The organism is Desulfatibacillum aliphaticivorans DSM 15576 (assembly GCF_000429905.1).
Lineage (GTDB): Bacteria > Desulfobacterota > Desulfobacteria > Desulfobacterales > Desulfatibacillaceae > Desulfatibacillum > Desulfatibacillum aliphaticivorans.
On record NZ_AUCT01000050.1, the window covers coordinates 1 to 10802 of the forward strand.

Here is a 10802-nt window from a genome sequence, read left to right on the forward strand (position 1 = left end):
CGGCCGGAGCCGTCACGCTGAACAGGTACACGTCGTTGGTTTCTTCTATTATAATGTTGCCGGCGGGGGTGGTCGCGTTGATCACGTCCGCCGTGGTGTCCATGTCAATGCCCGTAGCCGCGGTGGCGTCCACCAGGAAGCCCGTCACCATGCCGGAGCCCGCGATGGCGCCTGCGGAGACCAGGGTTACGTCGCCCACGGAGCCCGCGTTCACGAACTGGGCCAGGGTCAGGTCGCCCGCGGAGTTGACGCGGATGTCATTATTGTTGGAGGTGATGCCGTTCACGCCGTTCACCGTACCCACGGTCAGGCCGCCGGCTGCATCGTCGTCTATGGCCACATCGCCGTTAGCCGTCACCGCGACCATGGTCATGGCGTTGCCGGCCTGGGCCAGGCTCACAGGGCCGCCCGCCGTCACTTCCACGCCCGTATCCGCAGTGACCGTTCCGGCCAGCTGGTTCACGCTGCCTGCCGCATGCAGCATGATGATGCCGCTGTTGCCGATCAGGTTGGCGTTGAGGGTTATATTATTGTTAGCGCCGTTGGCGGCCAGCAGGATGGTTCCCGCACCGTCCGCGTCGATCACGCCTTCCACCGCAATGGGGCCGTCCGTGGTGGTGATGCTCACGAAGCCATTGCCCTGAGTATCAAACCCGTTGGCGCCCACTGTGATGTCCGTCCACTCACGCAGGGTCACGTTGGTGGCCTGATCCGCACCCGACAGGTGCGCGATGGTCACCTCGGTGTCCAGGTCGATGCTGCCCACGTCCGTCACAAAGGAGCCGACGCTTCCTTCCGCATCCAGCACCAGTTCCCTGGCCAGCACGTTCAGGTTGGCCTGGGCCGTTCCGGCGCCGTTCAGGTCCGTGATATCGCGGCCCGTGGTCAGGAAGACCGTGTCGCCGGCCGCTTCCACGTAATCCACGTTCATGCCGTTGACCGAGGTCAGGGTTACGTCGTTGCCGGTTCCGCCTGCACGCACGTTCATCACGTTCAGGGTCTGGAGGTTGCTGAAGGTGATGGCGCCGTTCTGGGTCTCCAGATACAGGTTGTCCACCTTGTTGCCGCCGCCGTCCGTGATGGCGCCGTCCTGCTCGATGGTCACGTCCAGGGTCTGGCCCGTGGTGTTCAGGATCCGGAGGCCGTTCAGTTCGTCGATGGTCGCCGTGCCGGTCTTGCCGAAGACGGCCGTCAAGTCAACCGCGTCCGTGTTCAGGTCGATATTGCCCGCGGCGTCCGCCAGCACCGTTGCCGCCGTCACTATCGCAGCGTCCACCGTGGTGATGTTCCCGCCGTTGGCGCTCAGGTCGGCTGTGCCGCCGCCCGCGGTGATGTCCGCGTTCACGTTCAGGTTGGCCGCCGCGTCCAGGTCCACATTGCCGCCGGCGATCACGCCGGACAGGCCCTGATCCACGCCGTCAACCGCGCCCACCGTCAGGTCGCCGCTGGTTCCGTCGATCTCCACGTCGCCGCCTGCGGTCACCGCCAGGGTCACGCCCGCATTATCCAGGGTGATGGCCGTGGCGCCGCCCACGCTGCCCGTGGCTTCCAGGGCCGCGAGCGGAGCCGTGATGGTTCCGCCGTTGATGTTTCCAACCGCCTCGATGGCCGCCCGGCCGCTTGCGCCGGTGGCGTCCACGCTGCCGATGGTCACATTGCCGCCGGCCGTGACTTCCACGTCATCGCCCGTCACCTGGGTCAGCGTAATGGCGTTGGCTTCCGTGATGGTTACATCGCCCGTGGCCTCGATATCCACCGAGTCCACGTCCGTCCGGACGGTCACGCTGCCGGACACCGCGCCCGCGGAAGGCCCGTCAATGGTCAGCACCGTACCCGCGATCCAGGTGGCGTCGTCGCCGTCGTCCAGCACGTCGCCCGCGCCGCCCAGGGTCAGGTCCACCGTGGTGGAGCCCGCAATCCGGCCCACTACCACGTCGCCCGCGGCCTTGGTGGTTATGTCCACCGTTCCGGCCGGGGCCGTCACGCGTTCCAGGAACACGCCGTCGGCTTCCGTGATGACCACGTTCCCGCCCAAAGCGTCGGCGATGATCGTGTTCACGTCCGTATTCATGGTGATGGAGGTCTGAGCCTTGGCGTCCACAAGGTCCGCCGTGATCAGGCCCGAGCCCAACAGGGCGCCCGTGTTCACGTCTATATCCACGTCCGCTGTTCCCGCCGTCACAGGCGCATTCAGCGTCAGGGAGCCGCTGGTGGTTATCGTAATATTATCGTTGCTCGTCACAACGCCCGCTTGTTTGTCGTAAGACCCGATGGTCAGGTCATCGGCGTCCTGGATCCACACAGGACCGCCCGCCGACACCGTAATCAGTTCAAAGTCATTACCGCCCTGGTAGATGTCCACGCCGCCGACAACCGCCGTAATCCGCGCGCTGTTGGCCGTGATGGTCCCGGCCGTCTGGGTCACGGCCTGGCCTGCATCCACCTGCAGGTTGCCCGTGGTTCCCACGCCCGTATTAATTGTGCCGGAGATCAGCACGTCGTTGGTTGCATCCAGATCGATCAGGGCGTTATTGCTGTTCAGCGTGCCGCCGATGATCAGATTGTCGCCCGCGTTCAGGGTCAGGGTTCCCGCGCCGTCCGCGTCGATCAGCGTGGGTACGCTGATGGTTCCGCCCGCCGTGATGCTCACCGCGCCGTTGTTGGCCGTATCAATGCCGTTGGCGCCGATGGTCACTTCGCTCACTTCGCGGATGGTCACGTTCTGCGCCGCGTTCGCGCCGGACAGATGCAGGACGTCCACTTCCGTATCCAGGTTGATGTCGCCCGTGGAGCCCGCGTTCAGCACCAGGGTCCCGGCCAGCACGTCCAGAGTGCCGGTTCCCAGGCTGTCCGCGATGTCGCCGGAAGCCGTCAGGCTCACCGTATCGTCCGAGGCTTCCACGTACCGGACATCCATGGATCCGCCGGCCGTCAGGGTCACGTTATTCCCGGTTCCGCCTGCCCGCACGTCCAGGGCGATCAGGTTGTCGCCGTCCACGTAGGTAATGGCGCCGTCCACCGTCTCAAGGCTCAGGGTGTCCACGTTGTTGCCGCCGCCGTCCGTGATGGCGCCCGTGTTGGTCACATCCAGGGTTCCGCCCGTGGTGTTGTCAAGCTGCAGGCTGGCTGCCATGTTGGACAGGATCGCCGCGCCGCCCGCATTGAAGGTCAGGCTCGCCGAGTTCACCTGGGAGGTCAGGGTGATGTTATTCACCGCCGTGGCGTCCAGGTCGTTGGCGACCACGTCGCCCGCGCCGTCCGTGATGCTGTCCGCGGCGTTCAGAACCACATTATTGCCCACCGCGTTCACCGCGCCCGCCTGAATGCTGGCGCTGTTGGCCGTGGTCAGGGTGACGTCCCCTGCCTGGGCTTCCACATACTGGGCGTTCAGGAGACCGCCCACGGTCTGGGCGCCGTTCACCACGATGTCGCCCGTGCCGGATATTACGCTGGCCAGGGTGATGTCGTCCGCTTCATCCACGGTGATATCGCCCCGGGCCACCGCTTCCAGGGTGGTCACGTCCGTATCAATATTGATGGAGCCGGCCCATGCCTGAGCAAGCAGGTTGCCCGCGTTCACCACGCCCGTTCCGGCGGTCGTGATATTGCCGGCCTGGGTGTTCATCTCCGCCAATAAGGCGTTTACCGCGCCGTTCAGGGTGATGCCCGTGGCCGCATTAATGTTCACGTTGGCCGCGGAAGTCACGCCCGCCACAGACACGGAGCCCAGGTTGGCCGCGATGTTCACGTCCCCGCCCACGCTCGTGATGGCGCCGGTGGCGACCACGTTGGTATCCGCCAGCAGGGTCACGTCGCCGGCCGTGGAGTTGACCGTGTTGTTCAGGTCCAGGTCCGCCGAAATGGACTTCAGGGTCACCGTGCCGCCCGTCACCGTTCCGTCGGTGGTCAGGGTTCCGTCGGAGGTCACCGTCAGGTCCACGCCCGCGGTCATGGCCGCCGAGTTCACAAAGGCCGTGCCCGCCGTGATCTCGATGTCGCCCGTGGCCGTCACTTCTTCCACCGCCACGCTGGTCACCGCGTTGATGAGCACGTCCGTGCCCGCATGCAGCAGATCCGTCGCCGCCACACTGGTCTGGGTGGCGGTCAGGATCAGGTTCTGGTTGGCGCTCACGCCGAACAGGTCGATCTGGTCGCCCGTGATGATCACGTCGCCCGTATCTGCCGTGATGTTGGCGTCCGCGTCCACGCCGCCGCCCACGGTGTTGATGATGATGTCGCCCGCCGCGGAAGTCACCGCCGCGTTGATGTCCGCCGTCGTGGCGCTGAAGTCCACGCCCGTTCCCGCAGCCACCGTGTCGCCGGTTGCGACCGTCAGCAGGACGCCTGCGTCGGCCAGCACATCGCCGCCGGCCGTCACCGCGCCGTCTATCGTAATGTTATTGCCCGCTATGTAGGCCACATCGCCCGTGGCGTTGATGACGCCCGTGTGGATGATGTTATTGCCCGCAAGCAGGAATATGTTATTGCCGCTTAAGGCGGTCAGGGTCACGTTGCCGTTCAGGCCTTCGATGTCCACATCGCCGCCCTGGGCCGCTATGCCGTGGGTCAAGGTCACATTGCCGTTGGCTTCCAGGGTGACGTCCACCGATCCCCCGCCCGTGGCGCCGATGAAGCCCGTCGCATGGGTGGAGGTGATGTCGCCCGAGGACGTGGTCACCGTGATGGCGCCGCCGGAGCCCGCCTCAATTCTGTGGTTGTCTTTGCCAAGATCCACTGTGCCGTTGGCGTTCACCACAATCTGGTTGCCTGTGCCCGTCGCACTGATGTACACGCCGTTCAAGCCGTCGGTCTCGTCGATGGTTACGTCGCCCGTGGCCGTCAGGTTCACCGAACCCACACTGGTGTCCAGGTCGATGTTTTTGGCGTTGGTCACCGTCAGCATACTGGCGGTCACATTGGCGTTGGTGCCGTTGATATCCACCAGGCTCTTGCCGCCGCCGTTCAGGTTCACGGTTCCGGCGCCTGCGTTGACCACGTCTATGAGCATGTCGCCCGCGCCCGCATGGGTCAGGTCAATGTTACCGCCGGCCTGACTTGTGTCCGCGTCCAGGCTCACCGTGGCGTCCACTTCCAGAGAGTTGGCTGCTCCAATGGAACCGCCGTCAGCCACCAGGTTGATGGTCTGGGCAACCAGGTCCGCGCCCGCATCGCCGGCGCCGAATTCCACGATATTGCCGTAGTTGGCCGTCAGGTCAATCCGGCCCGAAGCCGCCGTGATGCTGTCCAACTGGAATCCGGCCGCCCGGATGTCCACGTCGCCCGAAGCCGTGATGGTCAAGGTTGCGCCCGTGCCGGCCTGGATGAAGTCCGTGCCGAATCCGTCCGCGCCGTTGTCGTTGTTCAGGTCCGCGATCAGGTACGCGTTCTTGGCCGTGATATTGCCGGTGGCGTTCTGGGTGATGAAGCCGTTGGCTTCCAGGACCAGGGTCCCGGTTCCCAGGTTCACCGCGCTGGAGATGGTCACGTCGTCCGGAGGATCGATGGTTGCGTCGCCGTTATTGGTGAATATGGCGTCCGTATCCCCGTCCGCTCCGCCCCAGGCCGCATCGTCAATCAGGAGCAGGTCGCCGCCCTGCTGGCTGTAGATGATGTTTCCGCCGTTGGTGTTGAAGTCGGCTCTCACATCTCCGGAGGGCGTGTTGTAAATATAGATGCTGCCCGTACCCGTGGTCGTGCCGTCCACCACCAGAGCGTCTATGGTTATGGGGTCGGCCGCGGCGCCGATGCTCTTGGATGCGCTGGCCGTGAAGATGTTCGTGTTCACCACCTGGCCGTCCCCGTCCACGATGCCGTCCGCCGCGCTGATCAACGTCACGTCGTTCCCGTTCGGGTTGATGATGCCGCCAACCGTAACAGTCCCGGTCTGGGAAGGCATGTTAACCGCGGAAGTTCCGCCAACCGTGGGAATGGTGCCGTTTTCTTCATCGCCCCAGGAGAGGGTGTACAAGGAGCCCGTCGTGAGGTTCGTGATGAAATGCGGGTGCGGAACCTGGCCTTTGTAAGTTTCCACAGTAATATCTTCGCCGCCGGCTCCGTCTATGTCGGAGTTCAAGTTTCCGAGCAGGACGTCGCCGCCCACGTAAGCATTGATGGCTCCCCCTGCGTTAATCGTGGAGGTGGGAGACATGTACAGCGTGTGGACATGGCCTAAGCTGGCGGTGTCGCCGATATTGACGTTTTTGTCTGCGGTGATGGTGGTGCCATCCTGCATGATCATGACATTGATGTTGTCGATGTTAACCGAACCGCCGTTGACGGTAATCTCCGAAGCTCCGGCGGAGCCGGATTCCATACGGAACTCATCGGCGTTCTGGATATTCAAATTGCCGCCGTTCACAGTCAGGGAACCGTTTTGGGTGAAGCGAATATCCCAGACGTTGCCGCCGGTGTCCAGGGTGACCGTACCTGCGCCCACGGTGGCGTCATCGATGATGATGTGATTAGCCGTGGCGTGCAGTACAACCACTTCGCCGCTGTTCGCGTAGACATTAGCGTTGGTCTCTATGGTGTTATCGCCGATGATGTAGAGGGCGCCCTTTTGGTCTGCGGTGGCATCCGTTGTCACGCTGGCGGAAGCACCTATGATTACGCCGCCGTCGTCCTGAGTATTATTGCTATCCACCCACAAGGAAATGTTTCCGTTCTGGGCGCTCAAGTCGTCATAAACGGTCAGGGTTACGCCGTCCGTATTGATGTCTACGCCGTTGCCCACATAAACCAGGATGTCAGCGTCCGGAGTGGTGTTATGACCATTGATGAGCATGGAATAGCCGTCGCCGTCCAGGTCCCTGATGGTCAAGTCCTCTGCGGAACCGGTGGCGCTGTCATTGGCCTGGGCGAAATGGAAACTTTCGCCGGAACCGGTGATTTCCACATCCAGGTTGGTTACTTCGGCCACCACGTTAAAGGAAACCTTGTTGGTTGCGCCGAAGGGGCTGTATTGATCCACGCCGGTGGCGTAATCATAATTCGCCGTCGCAAACCTGACAATATTGGTTATATCCTCAGAATACAGGGATCTGGATTTGAGGATCAGGTTTTCCGCCTGGATCGTGATTGCGCCGCTGGCGGAATCCTGAACGATGCCGTTGACGGCTTCCAAACGAACCGTACCGGAACCTACAGCGATGTCCGCCACCCGAGATCCGGTGAAAGCGAAATTCGCGCCTGTGCCGCCGTTGAAAATTCCAGCGAGGGCTCCAACATCCGGGAAGGTAACGTTCTGCAGCGTGGAAATGAGACCCACGTTGTCGTTGCCGTCCAAGGTCCAGGCGTCGACTGTGAGGTTCAGGTCGTTCCTGACCCACATGGAGGCGTCAACCCCTAGGGAAGGCACCACCGTGCTTGCCGTGGTTCCCAGAACCAGATCGTAGCCTGTGTTATCGATGGCGATTTCAGCGCCCGCGGCCGAGGTGACCACCTTCAGGTTTTGCATCTGAGTGTCGATTGCGTTTCCGACGGGATCCGGATCTACGAGCAGATTGCCCGAACCGTCCCTGCCATCATAGGGAGCGTTGCCCGGATCCACAATGACGTCGTCATTGACCACGCGGCCAATGAGGTCCACCGCTGTGAGGTTAACCCATCCGTTGGCGCCGGTTGCCACGATGTCCGTGAAGACGTCGCCGTTATCCACGATGCCCATCTGGGTGGAGGTGACTCTCACAGCTCCGGTTGTATTGTTCGAGGTCAAAAGGCCGCTGATGCGGATATCCCCCTTGGCTTCCAGGGTGATGGTTCCGGAGCCGGCGTCGATCAACGCCGCGTCCTTGGCATCGTCCTCCATGGTTATGCCGCCGGTGGTGATGCTTCCAACGGCTACCGCGTCGATATCCGAAGTGATCACAACGTCGCCGCCGTTGGTGGTTACGTCGCCTTGCACGCCAAAGTTGGCGGCATGGCCGGCGTCGATGATCACGCCTGCGCCGTCCGTATCAATGCTCTGATTGACAATGACATCCTGTCCTACGCCGTTGGCGTCCAGGTACACGCCCTTGGAGCCGGCGGTGGCCAGGGTGTCTATGCCGGAGCCCGCTTCCAGCACCGTGATGGTTCCATTGGTCGTAACAATCTGGACGTGTGAGGAACCGGTTCTGGCTTGGCTAATGGAGAACACGTTGATGTTATCGGTTTCAGCGATGACAATGTCGCCTGCCACAGGGTTGATGCTTCCAGCGGCGTTGTTAATCACCACTTCATTGACGTCTGTCTCAATGGGATTAGCAAGAGTTCCTGCGCCTTGCACCACATTGATGGTCGCCCGTGCACCCGAGGCATCAGCGATGATGTCTTCGGTGGCGCCGCCCAAGGTGTATGGGCTGTCCCCGCCGTCCACCAAAGCGCCGTTATCCGAGGTGATGGAGACAGCCGCCGTTGTGGCATTGGTGGTGACCAATTGACCCAGGGTGATGCTTTCATCAGCCTGCAGGGTGATGGTTCCGCTGCCTGCATCGATGCCGGCGCCGTCCACCATGGTGATGGCGCCGCCGGAGCCGGGAACTGCGCCGTCGGCGTCCGCCGTGATGGTTACGACCGGTGCACCGGTGGCGATGATGTCTGACACTGCGTTATTGAACAGGACGTCGTCTTCCGCGGATACGGAGATAGTTCCGCCGGTCGCCGTGAACTCAACCAGATTGTTGAGGTTAACGTCGCTCGTACCCGCCAGATTCTGGGCTATAATATCAATGGCGCCCGTGGTTCCGCCAAAGCCTGTCACCGTATCGTTCAATGTGACATGGCCTGAGTTGGCGTAAATCTGGATGTTGAAGCCGCCCGTGCCGGATCCGGCGTAAACCGTACCGTTAAGGGTTACGTCTCCGGCGGTTCCAGCCAAGGAGTTAATGGTGACATTGCCGAACTTGGAGCCCAAAGCTTCAATTGTACCGGCTGCAGTGGAGGTAATGTTTCCGGCAGCCTGAACGTTCACAAATGCGGTTTCTCCTCCGTTCGCTGCAACAGCGGCTCCCAGAGCCACATCGCGGCCGCCGTCGGCCAGGATGTTAATCACTGCCGCGCTGCCGGTTCCTGAGGCATTAGCAGTGATGGTTCCCGCGCCGGTGGTGGTAATGTCATTGGTTCCGCCGCCGTTGGCGTCCAGGGTGATGAAAGCCTTAACGCCGCTTCCAAGGATGGCGTCCGCCACGGTAATGTCGCCGTTGTCCGCGGCCAGATCGATATCGGCTGTTGTTCCTGCGATGCCAGTTATCGTACCGCCCGCGTTGGTGACGATATCGCCGCCGGTTACGGCGTAAAGATCAATATCCACCATGCCGGCGTTGGCCGTGCCCGCGATAGCTGCATCCGAGACGATGCCGCCGTTGGTCGCGGTCAGGGTGATGTACGAGTTGTTGCCGGCCGCGCCGGTGATTCCTGCATTGAGGTCAATGCTTCCGTTGTCGGTCCAAAGATCAATGTCGGAATTGCCGGAAGTAGCAGAACCGCTTATGGCGTCATTCACGATAATATTGCCGAGGGTGTCCGCATCCAGGTCGATATCCACATTGCCTATGGCGCTGCCGGTGATGGTTCCGTTGGTAGTGATGCCGCCGTTGGTCGCCGTCAGGGTAATGAAGGTCGAACCGCTGGTGGAAGATCCCTTGATGTCGCCAGCGGCGCTGGTGGTGATGGCGCCGTTCTGTGCGGTCAGGTCGATGTCCACATCAGAGCCGCCGGAGCCGGTGAGGGCTGCATTAAGGGCAATGGCGCCGGCCGTAGTAGCTGTCAGATCGATGTCCACGCTGCCGGATGCGTTGCCGGTGATGGAATCGCCGACAGTGATTCCGCCGTTGGTGGCATCCAGGGTAATGGCTACGTTGCCTGAAGCGCCGCCCCCAATCGAGCCGCCGGCGTTGGTGGTGATGGCGCCGTTTTGTGCAGTCAGGTCGATGTCCACGTTGCCCGTGGCGCCGCCCGAAATGCCGTTATTCAGGGTAATACTACCCACCGTGCGAGCCATCAGATCGATGTCCACATTGCCCGTGGCGCCGCCGCTGATATAACCATCTGACACAATACCGCCGTTGGTGGCGTCCAGGGTGATGAATACATTGGTTCCGGCGATTCCAGTGATGTCGGCGTTAGCGTTGAGATCGATGGAGCCGTTATTGGTCCACAAATCAATGTCCACGAAACCTAACGAACCGCTTGCGGAGATCTCATCGCTTACCACGATGGCGCCGGTGTTCTGAGCGATGAGGTTCACGTCTGCGTTAGTTCCCGCGTTGGCGTCAATACTTCCGCTTGTAGTGATGCCGCCGGTGAAGGCGTCCAGAGTGACGGTGACCGTCGTGCCGCCCGTGGCCGTGATGTCGCCGTCGGCCGCCGTGTCGATGGGTCCGCCGTTGGCGTCCAGGTCGATGTCAACGCTGCCGTTGGTGGAGGTCGCGGTAATGGCTGCATCCACGTCAATGGATCCGCCCGCGGTCAGGGCGATGGTGTCTGTACCCGTGGTCGCCGCGCCGGTAATGGTTCCGGCGTTGTTGATATTGCCCGTGGCGTCCAGGGTGATGTCAACGGTCGTGCCGCCCGTGGCATTGATGCTTCCGGCCAAGGCCGTGGCGATATTTCCGCCGTTGGCGTTCAAGTCAACAATTGCAGCGCCGTTCGAGCCTTTGGCGTCAATGTTATCATTGACCGCAATGAACGACCCTGCGATCAATTCCACCGTTGCGTCGGTCTTGGCGTTGGCGTCGATGCTGCCGTTATTGGTTACGGACGTGCTGGCGTCCAGGGTGATGTCCACCGTGGTTGCTGTAGCGCCCGTCGCCGTTCCGGTGATG

General features: G+C 62.0%; 1 protein-coding gene. It reads right to left on the reverse strand.

Going from position 1 to position 10802, the window contains the following annotated elements:
• Positions 1-10802, reverse strand: a 10802-nt coding sequence (locus G491_RS36020) for a beta strand repeat-containing protein (protein WP_028316592.1), incomplete at both ends; no start/stop codon positions are given.